26 protein-coding genes are annotated in these 25317 nt (G+C 40.9%); 12 read left to right on the top strand and 14 right to left on the bottom strand.

Annotated elements, in window-relative coordinates; genetic code table 11:
- Positions 1 to 149: 149 nt before the first annotated feature.
- A complete protein-coding gene (locus NOS7107_RS06290; RefSeq protein ID WP_015112142.1) occupies positions 150 to 539 on the top strand; it encodes a hypothetical protein in 390 nt (129 codons plus the stop codon).
- Positions 540 to 635: 96 nt separating this feature from the next.
- Here the strand turns inward: NOS7107_RS06290 and NOS7107_RS06285 are convergent, their stop codons facing one another.
- Positions 636 to 1118, bottom strand: a complete 483-nt coding sequence (locus NOS7107_RS06285; RefSeq protein ID WP_015112141.1) for a YraN family protein — start codon at positions 1116 to 1118, stop codon at positions 636 to 638.
- 14 nt (positions 1119 to 1132) lie between these two features.
- On the opposite strand from NOS7107_RS06285, the gene NOS7107_RS06280 reads away from it, so the two are divergent.
- The 3 genes from NOS7107_RS06280 (at position 1133) to NOS7107_RS06270 (ending at position 3109) form a co-directional block, all read left to right on the top strand.
- Positions 1133 to 1642 (top strand): pentapeptide repeat-containing protein, encoded by a 510-nt coding sequence (locus NOS7107_RS06280; RefSeq protein ID WP_015112140.1) that lies wholly within the window; start codon positions 1133 to 1135, stop codon positions 1640 to 1642.
- Between the two features lie 153 nt (positions 1643 to 1795).
- A complete protein-coding gene (locus tag NOS7107_RS06275; protein ID WP_044499749.1) occupies positions 1796 to 2668 on the top strand; it encodes a DUF2207 domain-containing protein in 873 nt (290 codons plus the stop codon).
- Positions 2669 to 2743: 75 nt separating this feature from the next.
- A complete protein-coding gene (locus tag NOS7107_RS06270) occupies positions 2744 to 3109 on the top strand; it encodes a Lin0512 family protein (RefSeq protein WP_015112138.1) in 366 nt (121 codons plus the stop codon).
- Here the strand turns inward: NOS7107_RS06270 and NOS7107_RS06265 are convergent.
- Positions 3106 to 3375 (bottom strand): hypothetical protein, encoded by a 270-nt coding sequence (locus NOS7107_RS06265; protein WP_015112137.1) that lies wholly within the window; start codon positions 3373 to 3375, stop codon positions 3106 to 3108. The genes NOS7107_RS06270 and NOS7107_RS06265 overlap by 4 nt on opposite strands.
- 320 nt (positions 3376 to 3695) lie before the next feature.
- Here NOS7107_RS06265 and NOS7107_RS06260 point away from each other — a divergent pair, with 320 nt between their 5' ends.
- Entirely contained in the window at positions 3696 to 4502 is an 807-nt protein-coding gene (locus tag NOS7107_RS06260) for a prohibitin family protein (protein ID WP_044499745.1), read from the top strand.
- A 241-nt stretch (positions 4503 to 4743) separates the two neighbouring features.
- On the opposite strand, the gene NOS7107_RS06255 is transcribed toward NOS7107_RS06260, so the two are convergent.
- The 7 genes from NOS7107_RS06255 to hisD all read right to left on the bottom strand — a co-directional run bounded on the left by NOS7107_RS06255 (position 4744) and on the right by hisD (position 10725).
- Complete coding sequence (locus NOS7107_RS06255) at positions 4744 to 5205, bottom strand: hypothetical protein (RefSeq protein ID WP_015112135.1); 462 nt, start codon at positions 5203 to 5205, stop codon at positions 4744 to 4746.
- A gap of 181 nt (positions 5206 to 5386) precedes the next feature.
- Complete coding sequence (locus tag NOS7107_RS06250) at positions 5387 to 5758, bottom strand: zinc ribbon domain-containing protein (protein WP_015112134.1); 372 nt, start codon at positions 5756 to 5758, stop codon at positions 5387 to 5389.
- Between the two features lie 125 nt (positions 5759 to 5883).
- Positions 5884 to 6761 (bottom strand): IS630 family transposase gene (locus tag NOS7107_RS27650; protein WP_253274444.1). Its coding sequence is split into 2 segments (ribosomal slippage): positions 5884 to 6429 and positions 6432 to 6761, totalling 876 coding nucleotides; the frame shifts between segments, so codons are not numbered across the junction.
- Positions 6762 to 7084: 323 nt separating this feature from the next.
- Entirely contained in the window at positions 7085 to 7624 is a 540-nt protein-coding gene (locus NOS7107_RS06235; RefSeq protein WP_015112133.1) for a DUF1634 domain-containing protein, read from the bottom strand.
- Position 7625: 1 nt separating this feature from the next.
- On the bottom strand, positions 7626 to 8462 hold the full coding sequence (locus NOS7107_RS06230) for a sulfite exporter TauE/SafE family protein (protein ID WP_015112132.1): 837 nt from the start codon (positions 8460 to 8462) through the stop codon (positions 7626 to 7628).
- 192 nt (positions 8463 to 8654) lie between these two features.
- Positions 8655 to 9407, bottom strand: a complete 753-nt coding sequence (locus NOS7107_RS06225) for a phosphatase PAP2 family protein (RefSeq protein ID WP_015112131.1) — start codon at positions 9405 to 9407, stop codon at positions 8655 to 8657.
- Positions 9408 to 9441: 34 nt separating this feature from the next.
- Positions 9442 to 10725 carry a histidinol dehydrogenase gene (hisD, locus tag NOS7107_RS06220; RefSeq protein ID WP_015112130.1) on the bottom strand — a complete coding sequence of 428 codons (1284 nt, stop codon included), beginning with the start codon at positions 10723 to 10725 and terminating at the stop codon, positions 9442 to 9444.
- Between the two features lie 273 nt (positions 10726 to 10998).
- Here hisD and NOS7107_RS06215 point away from each other — a divergent pair, with 273 nt between their 5' ends.
- Entirely contained in the window at positions 10999 to 12132 is a 1134-nt protein-coding gene (locus tag NOS7107_RS06215) for a tetratricopeptide repeat protein (protein ID WP_015112129.1), read from the top strand.
- 158 nt (positions 12133 to 12290) lie between these two features.
- Positions 12291 to 13084, top strand: a protein-coding gene (locus tag NOS7107_RS27645; protein ID WP_085999800.1) for an IS5 family transposase whose coding sequence is annotated in 2 segments (ribosomal slippage) — positions 12291 to 12630 and positions 12630 to 13084 — 795 coding nt in all. Because the reading frame shifts where the segments join, the coding sequence is not laid out codon by codon here.
- A gap of 9 nt (positions 13085 to 13093) precedes the next feature.
- Here the strand turns inward: NOS7107_RS27645 and NOS7107_RS06200 are convergent.
- Positions 13094 to 14272, bottom strand: a complete 1179-nt coding sequence (locus NOS7107_RS06200; RefSeq protein ID WP_015112128.1) for a GNAT family N-acetyltransferase — start codon at positions 14270 to 14272, stop codon at positions 13094 to 13096.
- An 82-nt stretch (positions 14273 to 14354) separates the two neighbouring features.
- Complete coding sequence (locus NOS7107_RS06195) at positions 14355 to 15041, bottom strand: RibD family protein (protein WP_015112127.1); 687 nt, start codon at positions 15039 to 15041, stop codon at positions 14355 to 14357.
- A 295-nt stretch (positions 15042 to 15336) separates the two neighbouring features.
- Between NOS7107_RS06195 and NOS7107_RS06190 the strand changes: the two genes are divergently transcribed.
- Entirely contained in the window at positions 15337 to 17298 is a 1962-nt protein-coding gene (locus NOS7107_RS06190; RefSeq protein WP_015112126.1) for a hybrid sensor histidine kinase/response regulator, read from the top strand.
- Positions 17299 to 17318: 20 nt separating this feature from the next.
- Here the strand turns inward: NOS7107_RS06190 and NOS7107_RS06185 are convergent, their stop codons facing one another.
- On the bottom strand, positions 17319 to 17612 hold the full coding sequence (locus NOS7107_RS06185; RefSeq protein WP_044499742.1) for a hypothetical protein: 294 nt from the start codon (positions 17610 to 17612) through the stop codon (positions 17319 to 17321).
- A 313-nt stretch (positions 17613 to 17925) separates the two neighbouring features.
- Between NOS7107_RS06185 and NOS7107_RS06180 the strand changes: the two genes are divergently transcribed.
- Positions 17926 to 18471, top strand: coding sequence for a PEP-CTERM sorting domain-containing protein (locus NOS7107_RS06180; protein WP_015112124.1), 546 nt, complete (start codon positions 17926 to 17928; stop codon positions 18469 to 18471).
- Positions 18472 to 18597: 126 nt separating this feature from the next.
- Here NOS7107_RS06180 and NOS7107_RS06175 read toward each other — a convergent pair whose 3' ends face one another.
- Positions 18598 to 20772 (bottom strand): PhoX family phosphatase, encoded by a 2175-nt coding sequence (locus NOS7107_RS06175; protein ID WP_015112123.1) that lies wholly within the window; start codon positions 20770 to 20772, stop codon positions 18598 to 18600.
- 522 nt (positions 20773 to 21294) lie between these two features.
- On the bottom strand, positions 21295 to 22113 hold the full coding sequence (locus NOS7107_RS27160) for a DUF928 domain-containing protein (protein ID WP_015112122.1): 819 nt from the start codon (positions 22111 to 22113) through the stop codon (positions 21295 to 21297).
- 360 nt (positions 22114 to 22473) lie between these two features.
- Between NOS7107_RS27160 and NOS7107_RS06165 the strand changes: the two genes are divergently transcribed.
- From NOS7107_RS06165 to NOS7107_RS06155, 3 genes are read left to right on the top strand one after another with little or no spacing between them, the layout of a single operon-like run.
- Positions 22474 to 24180, top strand: a complete 1707-nt coding sequence (locus NOS7107_RS06165) for a CHASE2 domain-containing protein (protein ID WP_015112121.1) — start codon at positions 22474 to 22476, stop codon at positions 24178 to 24180.
- 5 nt (positions 24181 to 24185) lie between these two features.
- Positions 24186 to 24482, top strand: coding sequence for a winged helix-turn-helix domain-containing protein (locus NOS7107_RS06160; protein WP_015112120.1), 297 nt, complete (start codon positions 24186 to 24188; stop codon positions 24480 to 24482).
- Positions 24483 to 24540: 58 nt separating this feature from the next.
- Positions 24541 to 25302, top strand: a complete 762-nt coding sequence (locus NOS7107_RS06155; RefSeq protein WP_015112119.1) for a MinD/ParA family protein — start codon at positions 24541 to 24543, stop codon at positions 25300 to 25302.
- Positions 25303 to 25317 lie beyond the last annotated feature (15 nt).

The following is a 25317-nucleotide window of genomic DNA, read 5'->3' as shown; positions in this document are numbered from 1 at the left end:
TCCTACGGGCATCATTAAGTAATACCTAATGATGAGTCATAAATATGGGTAAAACTCCCCATCCAAAGACGGGGGCTTCTACCCTACCGGGAAACTGATCTATTGAGGATGATAGAAGTGTAGGATTGGCTTTGATCCCAAGCACCAACATGGAATATTTGTATTATCTGGCAAATGCCAGTCTAACATTGCGGGTCGTTCAACATCTGCACGCAACGCCCCAAATACCAGTTTCGTTCGTTACCGTAATTCATCAAATTGATGGCTGGGTGGTTAGGGTCAAACTTAAAGGTCAAGTCTCAGCGCAACAGGATGGAGACTTTCGGGCTTTCCTAAATGAATTAGGAATTTGCTACGAGCCACCAATGCGTGTGCAAATGGCACTTTGGAGTTTGGAAGCTGGCCAGTGTCCTGTAGACGTAATGCGCCGCTATCAAGTAGCGATCGTTTCTCATGGTAGTCCAGAGAGAGATGAAATCGAAGCATTCCGCCAACAGTTTGTCCGTGGATTAGGTTACTGTCCTGAAACTTTAGCGTGAAACTCTTTATTGTGAGGGCGACTGCAAAGAATTTGTAATTGCTGACAAAGATATTGAAGTTGTGATCAATTATTATTCGCCCTCACTTTAATCAATTCAAGAATCAAAAGCTGCCGGGATATATTCTTGCAGATGAAATTTGTATCCCGCAACTGATGAACTAAATACAGCATCTTGAACTGATTTGATCTGAGTTTGTAACTGAGATATTGGCTGATAACTCACAATAGCTACATCAAACCGACAAGGATAATCAGCTTTGTCGGGATATTGAGCTAAAAATATTTCGGCTGTACGCCATAGTTTTGCCTGTTTTTGCGGCGTGATAGCGTTTCTTCCACCTGCATCCCAATTGCCTGAACTGCGGGTTTTCACCTCGACAAAAGCAAGTGTAGAGTTTTGAGTAAGATATTCTTCCCCTTGTCCTCCTGGATATTGAGCAATAATATCAATCTCTCCCCAACGGCAAGAAAAGCGCCGATGTAGAATCAACCAACCTTTAGACTGTAACCATTGTGTAACTAAATCTTCACCTAGTTGACCAATATCGAGATAATGGGATGGAGGATGATTCGCCATTGGTTAAAAGTACGATGAATTCTAGGTTAAGCGATCGCATTTGGGCAGGTATACTCAGTGTATTGCTGTGGGCAGTTTTTAGCATCACAGCTAATTTTACTTATACGCCAACAGCTTTAGCACTCGAATATAACAAAGAAATATTAGTAGATGCTGATTTTTCTGGACGTGATTTAACAGATTCTAGCTTTACCAAAGCTAATCTCCGGCAAAGTAATTTTAGTAATAGTAACTTGCGTGGTGTGAGTTTCTTTGCTGCTAATTTAGAATCAGCGAATTTACAGGGAACTGATTTGACAAATGCTACCTTAGACTCAGCGAGGCTAATGAAAGCCGATTTGACTAATGCAGTTTTAGAAGGTGCATTTGCGGCTAATGCTAAATTTGATGGCGCAATTATTGATGGAGCAGATTTTACTGATGTGCTGCTGCGCCCAGATGAACAAAAAAAGTTGTGCAAAGTGGCTAAAGGTACTAATCCCACCACAGGACGAGACACTCGTGATACTTTGTTTTGTCCTTAGTGGAATGAACTTATTTTTAGGACTTATTGTTTTTGCCAAGAATTCGGAGAAAAGAGAGTTCAGACATCAACTTACCCTCGTAAAATTGCGAAGGTATTTTGTAAATACATCACGTCTCTTTTCGTTTTCCAAAATATGCCAATTTGTAAATATATGAGCAAAAAATTAGTAGACAGGCTGCTGCTATTTTGTTTCACATTTGTTCTTGGCTTCACATTTACTATTCATAATGTCCAAGCCGAATCAGCACCTTTCTATTGGGAATTTATCAATGTCGATATTGCCGTACAGCCTAACGGTGATATGTTAGTCACTGAGACACAAAAATATAATTTTACTGGAGAGTATAACCATCTGCGTTCCCGGTACATTCCTTTATATAAGGTAGACAGAATTACTGAAGTTTCTGTATCCGAAAATGGTCAAGTGTTACCCAGTATAACAAGTACAGTAAATAATCTATTTTGGATTCGTTGGGAACATCAATTGCAACCACCAGAAAGCCCTACTTTCGTGTTGAAATATCGTGTTATTGGAGGATTGAGCGTCAATCATAACTATGCTCAAGTATATTGGGAAGCGATATTCTCTGACCGTAAAGCCCCTATTAAACAGGCGCAGGTTAGGGTAGAATTTCCTGAAGAATTTACTAATAAAATTAAAATATTCCAAAGCTTTGGTGTAGTTGCAAATATTCGCCGAGTCGATACAAAAACTATTGAGGCTGTTGCTAAACAATCTCTAGAGCCAGGGGAAGGGTTAGAAATTCAGGTGGCATTTGATCGTACAGGTACTAAGATTGAAACCTCTGGATGGCAAAGTTCACAATTTTTTTATGAGAGGTTATTGTGGATTTTGTCGGGATTGCTAGTCTTTGGTATCCCTCTTCTCCTCATTATTGTCTCTAGGACTGGGACTAGTAGTAGCTACATTGGAGACAGTAGCAGTTATTACTATGGCGGTGGGGGTGATTATGGTGGCGGTGGGGGTGATTATGGTGGCGGTGGCGGTGGCGGTGGCGATTAACTAAATAAACGCTGTACACATCAAATCTAATTACAGTAGTTAAGTATAAATATCGAGGATATCCAGGAGGTGACTGTGGCGCGTAAACGTTTAGTAATTGAGATGGGGATGGGTGTAGATCAGCATGGACAAGAACCAACTGTAGCAGCTGCAAGAGCAGTACGCAATGCGATCGCTCATAATGCTTTACCAGGAGTTTGGGAAGTCGCTGGTTTGAATGATCCCAATGAGATGATTGTGGAAGTTCAAATAGCAGTACCTTATCCCGAACAAGTGAGAACAGATGAGGTTCTTGCAGTATTACCTTTTGGACGCAAAACTATCACTGTTGAGTCTGGGGGAATGGTGGTTGAAGGAAGAGCGATTCCCTCTCTCAATGATAAAAACGATGAAATGTTAATTGCGATCGCTGCGGTGACAGTTTTGATCGAAACAGACTAAACCTGTTGTTCTGATTTCTGTATATCCTCAACCGCAGAAATTGAGGCGAGGGGTTGAGTGGGCGCATCTAGCTGTGGTGTTTCTAGTGATGCAGCAATTGATGTGTCACTGAAGTAAGAACCCACAATTTTGTCATAATTAGAAGCAACTGCTAAAAACGCTCCACCTAAAATATAAATCGGCAATGGTAGAGAAAATTCTTGTAACCAGTCAAACAGTTCTGCCAAGGCGAATACTAGCACAAAGCAAGCCAGCCAAATTCTCATGTTTCCATCCCCCTCAATCAAATAGCTCTACTAGTTTACTAATAGGTTAGACAGATTGCATGATACCTGATGTGGACTGAAATACATATCCCAGAATTTTGGAGTCAGAGTTCAGCAGAAGAATCGACTCTCTACCTTTTCCTGAATAGGAATATGTCATATTTCTGGGAATTGGTGTTGGCGATCGCAGATATCCTGTAATATTTTTTAAGCTAGTACAACACAGCCTAAATCAAGCACCCATTATAAATTGCTGAAAAGCTGACTATATGGATTTCTTTATTTCCGCCTTTGCGTACTAGTGAATTTGACAGACGATGATGAAAAACAATAAAGCTTTTAATAATGCTGGAAAATTGACAGCACTTTTATGTTTAATTACTATTTTCCTCACGCCTTGCGTAATAGTTAACGCAGGGGAACGTGGCGTATTAATGAAGTTTGGCGAAGTTCAAGAGCAAATATTAAGCGAAGGACTTCATTTAATTATCCCGATAGTCAATACAGTAGAAAAGTTAAGTATCCGTGTGCAGAAACAGGAAATATCTACTGAAGCTGCGGCTAAAGATTTACAAGATGTTTTCACTGATGTGGCACTAAATTGGCATCTCATCCCAGAAGAAGTTAATATTATTTTTCAACAGATTGGTAGTAAAGAAAATGTAATTACTCGAATTATTAACCCAGCAGTTGAAGAAGTCATTAAATCTATTGTTTCTCAATATACAGCAGAAGAAATTATTACTAAAAGAGCAGCAGTCAAATTAGGAATAGATACAGCATTAACTAAACGTTTACGTAGTTATCATATCGCAGTGGATGATATTTCTTTAGTTCATGTGCATTTTTCTGAGCGCTTTGGTGAGGCGGTAGAAGCAAAGCAAATTGCGGAACAAGAAGCTAAACGAGCCGAATTTTTGGCTTTGAAAGCAGTCAAAGAAGCTGAGGCGAAAGTTAATTTAGCCAAAGGCGAAGCTGAAACTTATAGATTACTACGCGATGGTTTAACAACTGAATTACTCCAAAAACAAGCAATTGAAAAATGGAATGGTAAGCTACCATTAGTTATTGGAAAAGAAAATTCTAAAGTTTGGGATTTTAGTGCATTACTTAAAGCTTATAATTAGTAACTCAGGAGTTCAAATTGTTAATATTTCTCCTGAGTTCTAGCAATCCAAATTGAGTTATGAGAAAACATGTAGATTGGAAATCAAAGCTAACAGTCATATTTTATTCATTCCTGGCGATTAAAAATCGCGTCCATACAAACAAAACCCGCCTGCGCTGTTATTTTATTAAGTACACATAGCTGAACTTTGTTTATGTAGTAGCAAATTTTATTCGTCCAATTAGTTCTAAAATTGAGCATTAACTCTTGGCAAACAATACAGGAAAATCAAGAATCTTCAATTGAATCAATACAATAATCACCAGAGTATAAATTGTGGAAGAAACTAAACCTGATAACAATTCTTTTTTGAGGTTACGCTCTTGAGAATCTTTTTGAAAGATATCCTTAGAGCCATATTGTATCAACAGGATTCCCACAACATTGGAGAGCCAGTAACCTATAATGGAACAAGGAATGAGCAATTTCGGGGAAAGTAAACTACATAAGTACCCAAAAAAGTAAGCAATGGGTAAATTGAATAAAAGGTCATTCCACCAACATAAAGGGGATAATAAATATCCCAAAACCAGTAGGAATCCACCTCTGAGCTTTTTGAAGATATTTTTTGGGGATTCGTGAGGAACAGTCTGTGGCGATCGCTCTGGGGCTGTATTTACTGATAAACTCAACTCTTGACTAGCTTTTTGGGCGCTTTCCATAAAATACACTATTTCTATCGATTTAGTGTATTTTAAAGGCAAATTGGATATAAAGTCTATCAAAATCTTATAGCAGTAGTCAGGTCTGTTGGGACAATTTGAAAGCTTGAACGCCAGGAATAATAAGACTTTTCCTTCTGCCTCCTGCCTTCTGCCTCCTGCCTCCTGCCTCCTGCTATATTTAAGATGTCGCCACAGCGATAACTAAACAAATGAGTAATAAACCAACTAATAATAGCCAAGTTTGATTACGTTTTACCCAACCTTGAAAAGTTGTGCCAAAACTGCTGTTATGATGCTGCTGTTCTTGCTGTAACTTGTATTCGGCAATGTTTTGATAAAGGGTACATTCTTTGGCGTAGGGACGCTGAGGAAAGTTGCAAGTATCGTCTGCGTGGTAGGTGCAGCGATCGCACAAATACTCGTCCCCGGTAGCACGATACAATGGAATACCGGGATGGCCGAAGGCTTTGAGTGTGGTTCGGCAATAAGGACAGGTAATAGCCTGACTCTCAACAGTTTGATGGCAACGGGGACAAGATATAGTAGCCACAACTTGACCACATATAAGTAAACACTCTGATCTTAGCGAAACTTTAGGTTATCGGGGCAAACAGGCAACGAGGAAATCTACTTCTTACTTTTGCCCTTTGCCTTTTATAGCTATAGCCAGTTTTATTAGGACGCTGCGTGCTTGAGAACGAATTCGATAGCATCACGTAAATGATCACAATTGTGTAATTGTTTGCGAATCCTACTTTTTAACCATGCCCAACACTTCTCAATACGATTAAGGTCTGGTGAATAGGGAGGTAAATAAACAAGTTCACAGCCTGCATCATGTATGAGTTGGGCAATTCGACCACCATGATGAAACGTCGCATTATCCACAATTACCCACTCACCGGGACGCAAAACCGGAATCAAACATGTTTCTAGCCAGGTTTCAAACACTGTGCGGTTACACGCCCCCTCGACTGTAAATGGGGCAATCAATTGATTATCCCGATACCCAGCAATCATGTTAATGCGTCCCTGTCGCCGACCGGATTTGAGGTCGTAAAATCGTTCCCCTGTTGGTGAGTACCCATAGCCGTAGTTATCTCGTTCATCCATTCCCGATTCATCGACATAAACCAAGTGTGGTGCTTTTGGGTTCTTCAGTTGTGCTAGAAAGGTTGCTCGTTTGGCTTCATCTCGTTGACAGTAGCCATATGTTTTTTTTTACGGGTGTGTCCAATTTTCTGCAATGCCCGTGAAATCGTGCGTTGACTAATCTCTCCTTCCCATAACTCTACCATTTGGACTTGAGTTTTATCACCATTTGCTTTGACAAATGCGCGAAACTTCTCCCAATCATCGATTTTGCCACCCCTTTGGCATTCCTGCCTCGATTTGACCTTGATATCACCCGTTTGGGCTTTTCTTTGACACCACAAGTTAATCGTATTGCGACTGATATTGAACAATTGGCTCGCCTCACTCTTTTTGAGACCGTCCAACTCAATTGCTTGCATCACCTTTTGCCGGAAATCATCACTATAGGGTTTAGCCATCTGAGTTTGAATCGCAATACTAGGAATACTTCATAGTTTATGTCCTAATCTTATTGGCTACAGCTATAATATCCATTCTTAATAGACAACTTTTGCCTTTAAGTTAAGCAGAAAAGTAGGTTGGGTGGAGCGATAGCGTAACCCAACAAAGTATGCTCGGATGTTGGGTTACGCTTCGAGAAGCCGCGCGGAGCGTGTCTACGTTCCTCAACCCAACCTACGCCAGAATTGGTTTTTAGTCTTAACTGAACGGTATTGGGATATAAAGTCTATCAAAATCTTAATATCCATTCTTAATAGACAACTTTTGCCTTTAAGTCTTGTTAAAAATATGCTCCTACCAAACTATAAGTTAAACTCGCTAATACCAACAGAGTTACAACTATATAAGTTAATTCTCGTTTGAGTATAAAAGCCAATAAAGAAATAATTACACGTAAAATTGGTGTGGCGATTAATAGTAATAATCCTAATTGAATAATTCCGCGACGGCTACCAGATAAAACTGCCTTGATTACACCTTTTGGCGAGCGAAACTCTGATGGTTCACTGTGAAAAACTTGATATGTCGCAGGCTCTGAACCGTGGTGAATTAAATATAAAATTCCGCCTAACAAAACAACAGAACTAGCTATTAATACACCATACTTTAAAAGATTGCTGAGTATGTATTCTAATTGCTGTTCACTGGGGGTTTTGCTGACTATATGACTGGCAGTGAGATTAATGCCAGTGTGTTGTTCTTCTAATTGTTGAATATCAGAGTCTGCTTCTGCTGGTGGTAAGGTAATTGCCACCACTTCAGCTTCTGGTGATGCTGATGACTGCCAATGAAAACTAGAATTAACCTCATATTTATACATTTTACAGCCCCCCTATTAGACTGTTGTAGACCATTTTAAAAGCCATTACCACCAGCACAAGACTAAAAATAATTCGTAAAATCTGCGTTTTAGCGCCTATGAGTACTTTTGCTCCTAAAAAAGCGCCAGGTAATACTCCTAACATTACTGGCATTGATAATCCCGGATCGATGTATCCTCTGGCTAAATAAACGCCGGCTGATGCGGCAGCGGTGACACCAATCATAAAATTGCTAGTGGTAGTTGAAACTTTAAAAGGTATACGCATGGCTTGATCCATTGCTAGTACCTTGAATGCGCCTGAACCAATACCCAGTAATCCAGACAATATTCCAGCAACAAACATCACACTAAACCCTGCTGGTACAGAATGAACTTTGTAAGACATCAATCCATCTGGCGTGGGATAAGTACCATTCAAGTGGAAATAATCGGCTAAGGGATCTGCGGGTTGATTTTGATCAATTTCAATTCTTGGGCGTTGTGAAAGATATGCAGAATATATCAAGACGATCGCCAAAACAATCGTTAACATTTTTACAGAGACAAACACCGCAATCATCGCCCCGATAATTGCCCCAATTGTGGTGGCAACTTCTAAAAACATACCTAAGCGCAAATTGGTGTAGCCTTTTTTGATATATGTGGAGGCTGCACCCAAGGAAGTAGCAATCACAGATACCAAGGAAGCACCAACAGCGTAGCGAATATCTACGTCAAAGACTGAAGTTAATAGAGGAACAATGACTACTCCGCCACCTAAACCTGTTAACGCACCGATAAAGCCAGCACTAAATGAGCCAAGCCAAACTAGTAAAGAAAATTCTAGTATGTTCAAATCTCATACCTCTTATGCAAAAATTTAAGGAATTTTGCGGCGATCGCTATTGGGGGTGATTCAGGAAAGTTTGGGTTTCTTGGGTAAAAAATATCATAATAAATTGTTTAAACATAGCTACAGTGTTTTAACTGATTTATCTGTTTTCTGATTTATTTAAGTAAATATCAGAGGGTAGCTCACCAATCATATTCACTCATTAGCGGTTAACTTGTCCTGTTCTTCTGGGAGTAAGGTAGTTTCTAACGTAGGCTGTGCGCCAGGGACGGGTACAGTTTTCGTCAGATAAGGTTTAATAATCATACTCACACCAGTTGCCCAAGCGATCGCCACCATCCAACCTGCGATAATATCACTGGGAAAGTGAACTCCCAAATAAAGGCGTGTCCAGGCAATAGTGAATACATACAAGCTACCAAAAATACATACCAACCAGCGCCATGAACTTTGCCAAGCTAAAATCAACACAATGATAGCCAGGGTAATACTTGTCATAGCATGGCCGCTAGGAAAAGAAAAATCTAACTCTGGCGCGAGGGATGTCCAAAAATCTGGGCGGAGACGATGCCATAATTCTTTGGCTGTGCGGTTGATGAAGGCGCTTCCCAAGGCAGTCATGAGTAGGTAAACTAGCGATCGCCAGCGTTTTTGCCAGAGTAATATCAGGGCAACTGTAGTTAAAATTGGTAACACAGTCCAAAATGACCCTAACTTAGTCAGCACCACCGCCAGAGTATCTAACTGTGCATTAGCTGTAGAGTGAACCGCCAACAAAATCGGCACATCCCAAGGCAAGCCAGCTTGATATTGCCAAACTTGGATAGCCAGCAGTTGAAATGTCTGCAATGGTAAATATACCCCAAGAAACAGGAGTAAAAGCGATCGCCCACGGGCAACCAGCAGATTTTTGATAAAAGAAACAGGTGTCTTTTTCTCTGCATCCATATCAACTTTGCGCCTTTGCGCGAAATTTCTCCAATTATGATTGCAAACGAATAGCCACACTCCCAGCATGGGCTGGCAAACCTTCCGCATCAGCTAAAGTCACCGCAGCTTTACCAATTTCTTGCAACGCGGCTTGATTGCATTCTAAATAAGTAATGCGTTTGAGGAAATCGTACACACTCAACCCAGAAGCAAACCGCGCCGAACGGGAAGTTGGTAATACATGGTTGGGGCCACCCAAATAATCGCCAATGGCTTCTGGGGTGTAGCGTCCTAAAAACACACTACCGGCGCATTTAATTTGACTGGCGAGTAATTGCGGGTTATCTACACATAACTCGACGTGTTCAGGAGCCAATTGATTCAAGAGTGGGATACTTTCTGCCAAATCACTAACTACAATAATTGCCCCATGATTTTGCCAACTAGCCGTTGCTACCTCTTGAGTAGACAGCTTGGTGAGAACTAATTCAACTGCTGTGATAACTTGCTGGGCGAAAACTTCCGAATCAGTAATTAAGATTGATTGGGCGCTGGGGTCATGTTCTGCTTGCGATAATAAATCCCAAGCTATCCACTCTGGGTTATTTTGATCATCAGCCACCACCAAAATTTCTGAAGGGCCAGCGATGCTGTCAATACCCACAGTTCCAAATACCTGACGCTTGGCTTCCGCAACATAAGCATTACCAGGGCCAACAATTTTATCTACAGGCGTTAGAGTTTCTGTACCATAGGCGAGGGCGGCTACTGCTTGCGCCCCACCAATACTATATATTTCCGTTACACCAGCCACTTGCGCCGCTGCTAACACAGCCGGGTTAATTTCCCCATGAGGCATTGGTACTGTCATCACAATGCGTTCCACCCCGGCAATTTTAGCTGGGAGGGCATTCATCAACACCGAACTGGGATAGCTGGCGCGTCCACCGGGGACATAAATCCCCACTTGGGAGAGAGAAATCCAATTTAAACCGAGTTTCACTCCTGTTGCGTCGGTGTAACTAATATCTTGGGGCAGTTGTTTTTGGTGAAAGCTACCGATGCGTTCTGCGGCTAATTCCAAGGCGATTCTCACATCAGCCGGACATTTGGCGGCTTGGGCGGCGATAAAATCGGCACTCAGATGCAAAGATTCTGGGCTGAAATGGTCAAAACGTCTAGTATATTCCTTAACTGCGGCATCACCTCGCACTTTTACATCAGCCAAAATGCCGCGTACTGTACCACTAACATCAACCGTGGCTTCCCGGCGATTATTGACAAGTGCTTGGAATGCGGTGGAAAAATCTGTGTCAGTTGTTTTAAGTAGCTGCATGGACAGTATCTTTGAAATCAGTGCAGGTTGGCAGTCAGGATATTAATTAGTGTAGAGTATGAGGCGATCGCCCGGTGGGGTTGCTGGTAAATACTACAATAATTGCATACACACAAAGGTTATCTGTGGGGACTGGGTGTATACAAGCAACCTTTACACCTTTGCATAAACCCTCTTTTCCTCTGTATCTTTTTGCAGCGGCATTTTTAATTTTTCTGGCTGTAGTGGGTACTCTGACTTATAGGATCTCACTACAAAGGCAGGGTGCCATTTATGTATAAACAGCATCAAATTCGTCAGTGGTATTGCGGCTTTTCTAAGATAGCGTTTCATCAAGTTATCAATTGGCGGAATTCACATTTAACAATTATCTCAGCGGCCTCGGTGTTTTTGGTGTTAGCTGCGCCATCCGTAATAGATTTACCAGGAAGCAGGTTATTGGCGGAGAATGTCATCTCTCAAGATTTGGATGCAGCGATTTTTTACCAAAAAGGAGTGACACTATATAACCGCAAAGACTTAGACGGTGCAGAATCTGCCTTTCGTCAAGCGTTAGAACATGATCCCAATATTGGGATGGCGCGAAATTACTTGGGGAATATTCTGTTAAGACAAAATCGCCTAGATGTAGCAGTCCAAGAATATAGCGAAGCGATTAGAATAAACCCGAATCAGAGTGAGGTTTATTACAACTTAGGATTAGTATTACAACGACAAGGGCAGAAAGAAGCCGCTGTTACAGCTTATCGCCAAGCTTTAGTCATCGAACCGAAAATGGCCGCCGCCCAGTATAACTTGGGTGTAGTGCTGCAAGAACTAGGGCAACCGCAAGAAGCGATCGCCGCATATCAGCAAGCAGCTAATCTGGATAGTGGTAATGTGAGTACACATTTTAATCTGGCGATCGCTCTCCAAGAGCAAGGAAAATTAGAAGAAGCGATCGCCGCTTATCGTCAAGTTATTCAGCTAGATCCCAAAAATATTGTTGCTTACAATAACATGGCTGGTTTGCTGGTAGTTCAAGGTCAGGCTACCGAAGCAATTACTGTTTATAGGCAAGCAATTCGCCAAAACTCTAAAGATGCTGCCGCATACCATAACTTGGGCATCACTTTATACAATCAAGGTGAACTCAAAAAAGCGAATGCAGCCTTGAAAAATGCGCTGAATAACTACCGCACACAAGGTAACACCGAACAAACTGCCAAAGTTGAACAATTAATGCAGCAAATTACACAGCAAATTGCTCAACTGAAACTACAAGAACAACAGCAACGTCAAGCTGGCAAAAAACCGGCACCGACTGAGAATGTAGCCACACCAGAACAACCCACTCCAGCGACTCCAGGCACAACACCAAGTAATTCCAGTGATGTACCTGTATCTTTAGAACAATCAACTAATTAAAAAAAGTGAAGTCTGAAGCATCAATTTCAGCCTTCAGACTTCATCCTTCATCCTTTTTTTGGCTAAGAGGCTATTTATAAAGTAAATCTAAAAGCGAAAAGAAAAGAGTTATGACAACGATAAGATACATTAAACGTAGTGTATTTACATAGTTAGGTATGGCGCGAAAGTCTTACCCCACAGACTTAACAGATATGGAGTGGGAAATCCTAGCCCCCTTGATTCCACCAGCGAAAGAAGGAGGACACCCGCGCACAACTGATATGCGGGAGGTATGCAACGCTATCTACTATCACCTGAAGACAGGATGCCAATGGAATATGCTTCCGGGAGACTTCCCGCCCAGCTCAACTGTATACAACTACTACCGCAAATGGCAGCGCAAAGGGGTATGGGAAAAATTAAACCATTCATTACGCGGTCAGGTTCGCTTAAAATTAGGTAAATCAACACAACCCAGCGCCCTCGCCGCAGACAGTCAGTCAGTTAAAACTGACCAAAAAAGGGGGATGTGTACGGTTTTGATGGCGGTAAAAAGGTAAAAGGGCGAAAGCGACAGACTTTGGTTGATAGCCTGGGATTATTGTTGAAAGTGGTTGTAAGTGAAGCAAATGCCCCAGAGCGAGTGCTTGCTGCCTATGCTTTGATGGAATTGTTAGAGGAGCGTCCTGAATTACTTGAGAAAGTTGAAGTTTTATGGGTTGATTCCGGTTATGACGGTGATAAGTTTGCTCTTTGTGTTTGGTTGATGATCCAAGCTCATGTTGAAGTCATACGGCGTACCGAGTCAGAATTTCAGGTTTTACCGAAACGTTGGGTAGTCGAAAGAACATTTGGGTGGTTTAACCAATATCATCGTCTCAGCAAAGATTATGAGCGCCTACCCGAAATGAGTGAAGCTGCTATATATGCTGTTATGACTCGGATTATGTTGCGTCGTCTTGTCGTCTAAAGATTTACTTTATAAATAGTCTCTAAATGGCATTTCCGCATTAATTTGCTCGATTTCCTGCTGTTCTAGTTGATTCACTTCTCTAATATAAGGAAGTAAAATTTGCGCTAAACGGTGATTGTAAAAGCGATGCAGGCTGTAATTGGGTGCAGCCGGAAATCCGCGCCGTTTTTTGTGCCTTCCACCCGCACCAGGATCGAATAATTGGATATTATGAGCGATCGCCCACTCAATTGGTGCGTAATAGCAAGCATCAAAATGTAGGCAATCGATTTCTTGAAAACTCCCCCAATAGCGCCCATATAATCTATCGTCTTTATAAAGGCAAAAAGACATACCCACAGGATGGCGATCATCCTGTTCGCTGTAAGCGGCGAAAAATACTACCCGATGGCGATAATCTGCGTGTAGCTGTTCAAAAAATTGCTTTGTTAAATACTTACTCCCCCACCAGCCGAACTTATCACAAGTATCAGCATAGAATTGGTACATCAACGGAAACAAAGATTTAGGAATTTCATCACCAGTCAGTGGTTGTAGTCGTAAACCCGCCTTCTCTACAGCTTTGCGTTCCCGTTTAATATTCCGGCGCTGATTGGCGTTGAACACTGTTAAGTAGTCATCAAAAGTATTAAATCCAAGATTTTCCCAGATGTAGCTGTGGTGTAACCAAGAACTAAACCCGTTGCGTTCTAAAACAGGCCGCCATTCAGGATCGACATAGAGAAAGTGACAGCCAGAAATTTTATGTTTAGTGCAGAAAGCATCAATTTCATGCACCATCATAGCAGTGATTTCATCTTCATCTTCTCCCGGTGCAATTAAGAAGCGATAACCTTCCGCGGGGGTAAAGGGAGCCATACCCAAGAGTTTTGGATAATATTGGACACCGATGCGATCGCTTAATTCTGCCCATTGATGATCAAAGACAAATTCACCGTAACTATGTCCTTTTAAATAAAAAGGTGCAGCAGCAATTAAGGTTCTGTCTCGCCACAGGGTTAAGTGATTGGGCAACCAGCCAGTTTTATCTGTCGCACTGTGAGAAGTTTCTAGATTTTTTAACCATTGCCACTCTAAAAATGGAGTCTTCAAAGGCAGTGCTAGAGCATCCCAGGCGTTTTGGGGTACTTCAGCAATTTTGTTAATCCAAGCAACAGAATAGCGCGGCTTCAGTTGTTCCACCATCTTTGTAGAAGATTAGGACTTGCAAGTTAAAGAGTAAAACAAGCTTTTGACTTTTGCCTTTTTACTTTTTACTTTATTTAGTTTAATGTCGTTGCACCTGATAGTGTAAAAAGACTTCTTGCTCAACTTGTTCAACTTCCAGAAGTTTGAGCCGAGGAGCCAAATTAGCTAGAAATCCCTGTCCTTCTACTGGTGTTGGTGCTGTAATACCACCTAAAATCAATGGGCAAATAGTCAACCATAATTCGTCTATTAAATCTGAGTGAACCATAGAAGCTACTAATTGACCACCACCTAAGACTACTAGGCGTGTTATATGTAGATATGCCAGATATTGCAACGCAGCTGTAGTGTCAAGTGTTCCTGTTGAGGTTTCAAAAACTAAAATCTGTTCAAATTCTGAGCGTCCTTGCCAAGCAGTTGCTCCCGCTGTTGTTGTCAATAACCAACGTGGGATAGGCTGTTTAAAAAACTTGATTTCCGGATTAAAATCCGCAGATTGTGTAATGACTATATGAACCGGTTGAGGGGTCTTACCCTCTTTGATTCGATGTTGCAGCAGTGTTGGATGTGATACGGTAAGTGTCGTACCGTAAGCACGGAGAGTGCCAGCACCAAATAGAACGGCATCAGAGGCAGCGATTTGTTTTTCTAGGTGTGATTGATCAGCCCCGGAGCCAAATCGAGCAGGCGATCGCCTAAAATCTGCTATTTTGCCATCTGCACTCATTGCCAAAACTACTGTGGTATGAGGACGATGTTGCGCCATTGGGTTGGTTTGATAGTCTAAAGTATTTTTCTTGCTAGTGTGTTGATTGTAAAAAATCTCTGCCTAGCAAGCTACTGTTTACCAATTTCATCACTTGATTTTTATGCAACATAAGTCGCAATTACATCTCGCCCATAAGAGTTTTGGTATAACACATTTCTTTTTATGCCTTCAATGTTTGATACTGTTAGGGGTTGTTAACAAAACTCTCCCAACGTCACAGAATGTCTCATTTAGCTAATCTAATTGCATATTGTTTGCTGTTGTGGTTTGCAGATATGAAGTGAGACACCCGATGGCTAATTCCCGTCAATCGTCATTTAGACGTATTTTAGTAACAAGAATTTTGCTGCTGTTTGTCCCAGTGTTACTACTGGGGGAAATTGTAGCTTTGAATAAAGCCCGTTCTAGCCTACTGAACACTGCCCGTCAAAATCTTACAGAAAGTGCAGTTCTCAAAGGTGAAAAGATAGTTAATGCGATCGCTGCTCTCAAAACCAGTGTACTAGTTACTAGTCAAACATCTATACTGCGATCGGGTTCAGAGGCTGAAGTCCAAGACTTTATCAATCAGGTAGTCAAAGAACTACCAACCTACATTGAGTGTGTGCAATTAAGCAATCTGCAAAACGGCGACATCATTGCTAGTAGTTGTGGTGACAAAGTAATTAGAGAACCGAAGTTGCCTTTTTTGGCTGAAAATCTGGAAATCCAGGCAATATTACCACCCAAGGCAGGTACAACTGGCCAAAGAGATCCCGAAAATCAACTGCAAATAGTACTATCTGCCCCTGTGTACAGTCAAAATGGGCAATTCAAGTATGTTTTCAGTATGCAGTCGTCACTATTCAAGCACACCAAAAATCATCCAGGTTCATTGGCTGGTTCCACATTGGTAATTGCTGACGATGGCACAATCCTCGCACACCCAATTCCAGAAAGGATCAGCAGTAATATTCAAGATTACCCTGATGCCAAGCAATTACAAAGCATTATTAAAAATGCCATCACAGGGCAAAGTAATTCTGTCAACTTATCGTTTCAAGAAGGTAAAGAATTAGTCGCTGGTTACAGTGTGATTAGCAATCCCATCGCTCAACAGCCACAACAATGGATTATTTTAGCTGTGACTAGTGTGGATAATGCACTATTTGGTTTAGAGGAAATTAAATTAATCTTAATTGTCTTGACAGTTGGTTTAATTGGTGCAACTTTGTTGGCATCGCTATATTTGGCTCCTTACTTGGCAGCCCCTGTAGAAGAATTGCGAGATTATGTGCTGAATATTCACAGTCATCATGCAGCCCAAGCAGTCCCGCAAAACTTTAAAATTCGGGAGTTTAACCAACTAGCACAAGCAATAGATCAAATGTTTGAAAGGCTCAAAGCTTGGGCGGAAGAACTAGAAATTGCTTGGAAAGAAGCCAAAACTGCCAACCAAATTAAAAGTCAGTTTTTGGCTACAACTTCTCATGAGTTACGTAACCCCCTGAATATCATTATTAATTGTGTGCGGCTAGTGAGAGAAGATATGTGCGATAACCGCGAAGAGGAACTAGAGTTTCTCAAACGCGCTGACGAAACCGCCATCCATTTACTAGGCATTATTAACGATTTACTGGATATTTCTAAAATTGAAGCGGGTAAACTCTCAGTTGTTTCCGTACCAATGGATTTGCGACAAACTTTGTTAGAGGTAATTAACATCCAATCGGTAACTGTGCAGCAAAAAGGTTTACAGTTGAAAATAACCTTGGGTGATGAGCCGATTCCAGTCAAGGCAGATGCAGCTAAACTGCGGCAAGTATTAATTAATATTATTGGTAATGCCACTAAGTTTACCGATGAAGGCAGTATTGCGATCGCCGCTACCATTGAACAATACAATAGTAATTCTCAAGTCATTGTTTCTGTAACCGACACAGGTTTAGGGATTGAACCTACTCAACAACACAAATTATTTCGCCCCTTTGTCCGAATAGATGGTGCTTCTACACGTAAGTTCGATGGTACAGGATTGGGATTGGCAATTTCTCGCAACTTAATTGAACTGATGGGTGGTAGCATTTCCCTAGAAAGTGCTGGTCTTAATCAAGGCACAACTGTCAAAATTATTTTGCCACTCATCAGCGAAAATGGGGAAGATATGAAAGTTACCTCTGAAGACGAGAAAACCTCAGAGGTAAACTCTAACGAAATAAATGCTCAAGAAGATAATTATCAACTACCATTAGTAGAAAAAATCTCCAAAAGTTGAGCATTAAATCTTAAACGCTATTACAAGACTTTGACACAGCCGTTTTTGATTTCAATTTTGGCATCGTCTTTCACTTCGACTTTTCCGCATGAAGTTTCAATGACCGCATCCTTGCCACTACCTTGAATTGTTGCTGCCCCTGATGTTCTACTATTAAATGTTACTTTTTTGGTTGAGCCGTCCATCTGAACTGTCATTTCATGCTTTTGATCGTCATGATTTGAGTATTTGATGTAAACAGAAGCAAAGGAAGGACTGGACAGACAAAGAAAGGACATTATCGTAATTGGTGTCAGTAAAAATATTTTTTTCATAGTTTTTGTCAGAAATTTTGCACAAACTAATGGAATCACGAGAGCAAAGTACAGGATGAACTTGCTGTAGACAATTGCTCAATTGTTTTAGTTTGCCAAATATGTCGGCTAAATTCATACCCTGAAAACACTGGATTAATAAATTTAGCACCTCCAAGAATTTGCGGTTTTCTTGATTTGTGATGTATAAATTTCTCTTGAGCGAAACTACTTAACCTTTTATTCTATTTTTCTTAACCTTCAGAGAATACTTCAAAGTTTATTTAAGTGATATTGCCACAATATTTACTTTTGATATTTGGAGATTGGTCTGATGAAATCAACCAGAAACTTAGGCATTGCTGCTATTGCCGCTACTATTTCTATTACTACTATTGGTGCTAACCCAACACAAGCTGCTTTAATTAAATACGATTTCACTGTAGATGCCACATCTGGAAGTAATCCTGGTCAGTACGTTGGTAACTTTCAATATGATGATGATTTTTTAACTGGTTTAGGACTAGAAACAATCGGCGTTGAGAACGGATTAAGAGTGGCATTCAACTACTTGGGTACTAACTATACAGAAGTAGATGATGAATCCTTTGATTTATTTCCTATAGCCAGCTTCAATAATGGTCAGCTTTTGGGACTTAGCTATTTTGTGAGAGATCAGTTTATTATTGGTGGTGATCTGAACACTCCAGATGTAGGAGGAAACAGATTTTACTTGGTTAATCAATCAGTATTTACGACAGAAGTAGGTTCAGTAACTTATGCTAAAGTACCCGAACCATTGACTGTTGGTGGAACTGTGATCGCTGCTACTTTAGGAATATGGATGAAGCGTAAGAAAAAAGCCATAGTCGCCAAATAGAACCAATCTTAAAAAAGATTGCAAGCATGACAGGTTTGATACCTGTCTTTTTTTGTTGGATAAAAAAAATATAAAGAAGTTGCAGTGCAACCTCTCTATACGAACTAGAAAAATCAAAATTTGAGATTACAAACCACCAATAACGCCACCGTCATTGCGGGTAATCACTACTGTTGATGAACGTGGGCGACCAGATGGGCCATAGCCTTGAGTGTAAGGCCAGTTGCTAGTCAGTGTGGGATTGGTCGCGGGTGAACCTTCACCTGGGTGTTGGATATTGATAAACATCGCTCTACCATCAGGTGTAGAGTGAATACCAGTTACTTCACAATCTTGAGGACTGGTCAGGAAGCGTCGAACCTGTCTAGTGTTGGGGTCAGCACAAGACATGGTGTTACTACCGATATTCACCAAATTACCCACACCATCGCCAGCGTGGTCAGTTTGAACCCATAAACGACCGAAATCATCAAACCACAAACCATCCGGTGAACTGAGGTCATCACCATTAATGTTGCCTTGAAGATTTGCTTCAGGTCTAGTACTGTCACCAGCTTCAAAGAAAATATCCCATCTAAAAGTAGTGGCTGTAACTCTCTGTCCATCTTCACGCCAGCGAATAATGTGACCGTAAAGGTTACTAGGACGAGGGTTAGCAGCATTTACAGGAGGACGAGCGCCGTCTGCCGCTGTTGTGCCATCTGGACTATTGGAAGAAGGTGGTTGTGTACCACGACGGCTATTATTGGTCAATGTGCAGTAGACTTCAATCTCTCTAAATCCACCAATTCGAGGACGTACAGTTGTCCACTCTGGTCTATCCATAGAAGTTGCACCAAGTCTATCCGCCGCCTGACGTGTCTTAACCAAAACTTCAGCTTGGCTATTGAAACCGTTCTCAGGTGTCAGACCATTTTGACCATAAACCAGAGGTAGCCATACACCAGTGCCATTATCATTGAATTTAGCAACGTAAAGAACACCGGTATCCATCAAATCGCGGTTAGCAGCAGGATTGCCAGGAGTTAAAGGTTGGGCGCAAACAAACTTGTAGATATACTCGTTACGTTCATCATCACCCATGTAAAAAGCAACCCGGTTATTGTCATCAACAACAACTTGAGCGCTTTCGTGCTTGAATCGGCCAAGAGCAGTCCGCTTCACAGGTTTGTTGGTTGCAGGATTAGTATCGTAAGGATCAATCTCAACTACCCAGCCAAATAAATGAGTTTCGAGGGGATTTGTCCGGTTATTGAAGCGTGGATCAAGTTCATGCCAACGATAGCCAAATCCGTTGCGTGTAACGCCATACCGTCTTTGTCCATTCGCAATATCCGCGCTATCAATTCCAGGAATTGAAGCTAGAGGCTCATCCTGGTGGCCAAAGTAACCGTTCCAGTTTTCTTCACAGGTCAAATAAGTACCCCAAGGTGTGTAACCGTTGGCGCAGTTGTTGAGCGTACCGTAAGCGGTGTAACCGTCATTGGTGCCAATTTCAATTGAGCCAGTTGGGGTGATGTCAAACTTCTTGGATTTTAACAACGCACTACCCGCTGCCGGCCCAGAAACTCGCATCTCAGTGTTGCCAGTAATCCGGCGACCAAAGCGAGAATTGCGATTGTAAGTCCAAGTATTGCCGTTTTTGAAAATTTCAACAACAGACACACCATGAGAAGCTTGAGACTTCCGCACTTTTGCAATTGAGATGGGATTCAGACCTTCTGAACCATGCAAAATTTCTTCGTGGGTATACTCGTGGTTGACACACAACAAGCCGTTATTGATGGGCTGATTTAAGAAGCTTCTTAATGATCTGGCTTGGGAACTAACTGTCCGAGCAACAACATTCCCTGGTGATAGAGGGAAGTAGTGCATCCCATCAGCGTGCATCCCAAACTGCATTGACTGAGCCGCTGCATCTTGAGAAGCATCTGCTAACCAAGTGGGTGCGCCAGGCATGATTGGGTCTCCCCAAGCAATCAAGACTCTAGCTGTGTAACCTTCAGGAACAGTTACCAAATCTTTTTGCAAACGTTCTGTAGCTGGGTTGAGTAGGTTTGGCGGAACACTCTTGAAGCCAATGCCACCAAATCCTGTTCCTCTGGGAATTGGTGCAGCCTCAACAGTTTGGAGAAAACCACCGATAGAAACTTCACCTAACACTGTTAACGCTGATGCGCCAGCTGCTGTCATGATGAACTTCCGACGACTCATGCTAACACGATCAATTACGTCACGAATTGATTCGTTACGTGATGGGTTTAGCGTGACATCGTTCTTGGGATGAAAGCGTCCTTTCACTCTTGTGTCTCCGTATTATGTTAAGGATTATCGGGTATGGATTTAAGTAAATCTTGCAGATTTTTTGAGTTTCCCTCATTCTTAACAGCCAACTATTACTAGTTAATGCCAAGTTAAGACTGCTCAAAAAGCTATCAATAATGAATATAAGAAAATTTACGCAGTGAGTATTAACAAAAGGTTATGTATTGATTAATTTAAAATTTAAATTAATCAAATATGCGTGAATAAGTTCTAGTTAAAGATGCTTTGATGAAGCTAATTGTTCAATCAGCATCCTAATTTTATTAGGGGTTAAAAAAGTTTTTAGGAAATGAATGTATCTGCTATATTTGTTGCTATGAGGTGTGTTATGCGATGTTGTCTGGTGAAATCTATATACATAGTTTTTAATTTTGAGATTATTGATGATTCCTCCAGAGACCGTCAGGCGGCTAACAAAAAGATCCCTGACTGCTTCAACAAGTCGGGGATCTGAGATTAATATTTGCTGTGAATGAGTTGGGATAAATAGAAGTGTTTTTATTGACTAGAAGCTGTAGTGGGATTGAGAGGAATTAAAGGCTGCTTAGACATTGTGTCTAATCCTACCGATCGCAAAATATCATCCCAATCACGCACTACAGTTAAATCATTGGGATAGGCAGCACGTAAATCAGCCAGTGCTTTTAAGGTGTCATGCCAGTAACCATTTTCTGCATAGATGAGTAAACGCTGTTTAGGTGTTGCTTGTTGTAACTTGTCTGCTAAAGATGTCGGTAGTTCTACTCGTTCAATCCAGCCACTAGCAATAGGATCACCGCTGCGATCGCCACTGGTAGCATCACACAATAGAGAAAAGCGCCATTGATATTTCTTCCCCACTTCTAATCCTGCAAAATCCCCTGGTAAGCTATAGCTCATAATTCCGGTGCTGGCTGTTAAGGGTAAAGTTTTGTCGAGTAATTCTTCTCCAGCTTCATCCCTGAGTAAAAATTCGGCTTGCTGGGCTGAGGTTTGGGGAACATTCACAAAAAATGCCGGGCGATCGCTAACTGTTAATTCTACAGGCACTTGATTAGCTGCACTCTTGGGAGGTTTGGGTGGTAAAACACCACTAATATCTTGTGGACTGCATTTTCCCCGTGCTGCACCTGCTTCTAGATTGCGAGAACCACGAATTCCTGGCACTTTAAATCTTAATAGAGAACGGCGACGCGGAAATAGTCTGGGTGTGGAACGCGGAATGCTTAGTTGAGCAACATTATTAATAGGTGCTGCGATGCTGGGGATTCCACCTAGGAACAAATCTGGAATGAGAGTTAAACCGAGTGTAATTAATAGTAAGTTTTTTTTGAGCATATTTTTTACAATATGTATGTCTATATTAATGACTATTTCATAGTATTTAAAGTTTCATTTTGTGAATCTCTCTGCCTAAATTTAGTGAATTTAGGATTAATATAACCTCAGTGAAATCACTATAGCACTTCTAGATAACGAGATTCCTGACTGATTAAAGAAGTCAAGAATCGCAGTCTATACATCAATTTCATATAGAAATATTAAATAACCAATGACAGCATGAAGAAAAACAGGTAATTTGGACGCACATTAACTAAATATTTTTTACAAAAAAAATCATTACAGCCAAATTTTTTTGGGGAAATGAGCTATTTTTTAACATTTACACTTTAGCTAATCAATCAAGAGGTAACACCAATGCTTGGTCAAGATTCCCAACACCGCAATTTCCGTCAAACAGTGTTAAGCATTGGCGGGACAGTAGTTGTCACCAGTGTAGCGATCGCCGGATTGATTTTAGGATTGCGCGAATTGGGTAGTTTGCAGGGAATGGAGTTAGCTGCATTTGATTGGTTAATGCGATCGCGTCCAGATGAAGGGATAGACAATCGCTTTTTAATCGTTGGTGTCGATGATACAGATATCCAAACCCGCAAAGAATATCCCATTGAAGACGGCACAATGGCGCAGTTATTAACAAAACTCGCAGAACACGAACCGCGCGTCATTGGGATTGATATTTTGCGGGATGTGAAGCAAGGTACAGCCACAGGTCGTACAGACTTAATGCAAATATTATCAGCAAACGAAAATATTGCCGCTGTCTGCGTCGTGAGTAAAGCCGATTCTCCTGGTATCGCCGCAGCACCAGGAATTCCCGAAGACAGAGTTGGAGTCGCGGATTTTCCCGTAGATGCTGGGGGTACAGTCCGTCAAGGGATGATCATTTCCATTCCTAAAGCTTCCAAACTGCCAAAACCTAGCGAACATATCTGCAATATCGCCGATCCTGAAAACCAATTACCATCTCTGAGTTTTCAAATGGTGGTGCGTTACTTAGCTGCCCAAGGAATTGAACCAGAACTGACAAAATCTGGGGAATTACAGTTTAACTCTACTGTTCTCAAACGCTTAACGCCAAAATCGGGTGGATACCACAAAATTGATACATCAGACTACCAAATACTACTTAACTATCGTTCTGGAAAAAACGCTGTCAAGCAAGTATCCCTCAGCGATGTTCTAGCAAATAAAGTTGACCCAGCGTTGATTAAAGACAAAATTGTGATGATTGGCTACACTGCCCAAATTGTCAAAGATACTTTTTATACGCCTTATAGTGCAGGGTCAGCGGATAGCCAAAAAATGCCAGGGGTAGTAGTTCACGCCCAAAATGCTAGTCAGATATTAAGTGCTGTTTTGAATAAACGACCTTTATTTTGGTACTGGAATGAATTACAAGAAGGCTTATGGGTATTTGCTTGGTCATTAGTCGGCGGATTTTTAGCTTGGCGGATTCGTAAACCCTGGCTGTTAATCTTGGGTGGAGGAGTAGCGATCGCTATATTATTAGGAACCAACTATATAATATTTATCCATGCTGGTTGGATACCTTTAGTACCACCAGTTTTAAGCCTTTTCGGTAGTGCTGTTGCTGTTATTTTAATAGATAGATATGCCGCTACAATTGTGAAAACAGTTAAAGGCTTTCTCAAAATTAATATTGATATTGACGAAGACAAAAAAAATCAAGAAGTCGCTGCCATTACCGAAAGTAACTACTTCTTAGAATTACAGCAAAAGGCTAAAGATTTGCGGGGTCGGGATGAATTAGAAAACTTGCCAATCACAACTATCCCTGTTGTTAATAACTTAGAAACAAATAATTTTTTACCTGATACAATCATTACTCAACCTGCCAATACTGAACCTATAGAAATAGATTATCTACAGCAAGTGCGCGACAAACGCAACCAACTTAATTCCCAAGAAACTGTACTTCCTCAAAACCAAAATAATAACTTAGAAATAACCACAACACCAACGACAATTGAAGAACCAGACGAATTAGAATACCTAGCAGATTTACAGCGTCGTAGCAAAAAATTGAAAGAAAATAAATAATCATCATGAATCATCAAGAACCTGCCGAATCATCACATCAAAACAGTCAGTTAAATATCCTAGATTTACCTGATGAACAGCGACAACTGATTAATTGGATAACTCGCCAGCAAACAGCTACTGTATCAGAAGTAGTAACTTATCTAAATATTTCTGAAGAACTGGTAAAACAGCATCTTCAAACTTTAGTTAACCAAAGATTTATTCAAGAGTTAAATGATGGTGAATCAGTTTACTATCGACCTCTATTTACTTCTAAACAAAAAAGTAAGCTGAATTCAAAGATATGGGATAAATTCTAAAAATATTACTCTGTAATCTCTGCGTCTCTATGGTTCGCTTACCAAAATCATTTTTATCATGTCAAAAATTGTATCTATCCACTCATTTCGCGGCGGTACAGGTAAATCAAATTCCACCGCTAACCTAGCAGGAATAGTTGCACGTTCTGGTTATCGGGTTGGGATTGTTGATACAGATATCCAATCTCCAGGTATTCATGTTCTGTTTGGTTTTGATGATCAGAAAATCAAATATTCCCTTAATGATTATCTTTGGGGACGCTGTAATATTGAAGAATCTGCCTACGATGTTAGCTCAATTTTAAGTCAAACAACAGGAGCCAAAGGACGTATTTATCTCATCCCTTCGAGTATTAAAGCTAGAGATATTACTAAAATTCTGCGAGAAGGATTTGATTTTAATTTACTCAATGAAGGCTTTCAAAAACTATTGGTTGCTTTAAAATTAGATTATCTATTCATTGATACCCATCCAGGACTCAATGAAGAAACCTTACTTTCAATTGCTATTTCTGACATTTTAGTTCTGATTCTCCGCCCCGATCGCCAAGATTTTCAAGGTACTGCTGTCACAGTGGAAGTAGCCCGCAAATTAGAAGTCCCAAAAATGTTGTTATTAATTAATAAAGCACTTCCAGCCCTAGATTTTGATGCACTCAAGCAACAGGTAGAAAAAACATATAACGCACCTGTAGCTGGTGTTTTACCACTTTCCGAAGAATTGATTCAACTGGCCAGTAGCGATTTGTTTTGTTTACGTCATCCAGAACATCCCTTAAGTCAAGTTATGGCTAACGTAGCCAAAATGATTATCCAATAGACGTTTTCTAATTTT

The sequence above is a fragment of the Nostoc sp. PCC 7107 genome (assembly GCF_000316625.1).
Lineage (GTDB): Bacteria > Cyanobacteriota > Cyanobacteriia > Cyanobacteriales > Nostocaceae > Nostoc_B.
This window is presented reverse-complemented; position numbering and strand designations above follow the sequence as displayed.